This is a genomic window from Acidisphaera rubrifaciens HS-AP3 (assembly GCF_000964365.1).
GTDB lineage: Bacteria > Pseudomonadota > Alphaproteobacteria > Acetobacterales > Acetobacteraceae > Acidisphaera > Acidisphaera rubrifaciens.
The window spans coordinates 1-978 of the sequence record NZ_BANB01000807.1; the positions used below are offsets into that span (position 1 = coordinate 1).

A 978-nucleotide genomic window follows, 5' to 3' on the forward strand; every position below is an offset into this window, starting at 1 on the left:
GGCCAGCAGCCAGCCCGCGCGCCGCGCCCGCCCGTCGCGCGCGGCGGCCAGGATACGCTGTCCGATCAGGTAGTTCGCGCCGATCGAGCCGCCGAGCAGCAGCAGCTCCGCCGGGTTCCACCACGCGTAGAACATCAGGCTGGCCGCCAGCACGGTCGCGAGCACGCCGCCCGGCCAACGCCGTGCCGCCCGCACCGCGAGCAGGCAGGCCGGTAGAAAGACCAGGAGGAATGGCTGCGAGCAGAACAGCATGGCGCCGCCTCCGATACACGCAAAAGTTGCATGACTCGGGCGGCCGGGCAAGCCTGCGGTGCGGCGGTCGTGCCTTTCGCCGCGCGGGGGCCGATGCTATCAGCGCCGCGCAATGAGCCATGCGTCGCCGACCAACCCCGCCCTCCTGCCCGCCGGCCTGCGTGATCTGCTGCCGCCGGAGGCCGAGGCCGAGGCGGTCGCGGTCGAGCGGCTGATGGAAGTGTTCGCGACCCACGGCTACGAGCGGATCAAGCCGCCGCTGCTGGAGTTCGAGGACACGCTGCTCGGCGGCGCGGCAACGGCGGTTGCGGACCAGACCTTCCGCCTGATGGACCCCGACAGCCAGCGCATGATGGGCCTGCGCGCCGACACCACGCCGCAGGTCGCGCGCATCGCCACAACCCGGCTGGCCGGCGCGCAGCGTCCGCTGCGCCTCGCCTATGCGGGGCAGGTGCTGCACGTGCGCGGCACGCAGCTCAATCCCGACCGGCAGATGGCGCAGACGGGCATCGAGCTGATCGGCTCCGACAGCGCCGGCGCGGATGCGGAAATCGTCCTCGTCGCGGCCGAGGCGCTGGCGGCGCTCGGCCTGACACGGCTCAGTTTCGACCTCACCATGCCGACCATCGCCCCGGCGATCCTGGACGCGGCCGGCCTCGGCACGGCCGCGCGCGCAGCGCTCGCGCGCGCCGTGGACCGCAAGGACGCGGCCTCGGTGCGGGCGAT

The 978-nt window shown here is 73.5% G+C and carries 1 protein-coding gene and 1 pseudogene; one reads left to right on the plus strand and one right to left on the minus strand.

The window, feature by feature from the left end:
* Positions 1 to 252: pseudogene (locus B8460_RS17980) on the minus strand (MBOAT family O-acyltransferase); the annotation flags it as partial.
* 112 nt (positions 253 to 364) lie between these two features.
* Here B8460_RS17980 and B8460_RS17985 point away from each other — a divergent pair.
* Positions 365 to 978 (plus strand): ATP phosphoribosyltransferase regulatory subunit (locus B8460_RS17985; RefSeq protein WP_048862997.1); only part of this gene is annotated, 614 nt, incomplete at its 3' end.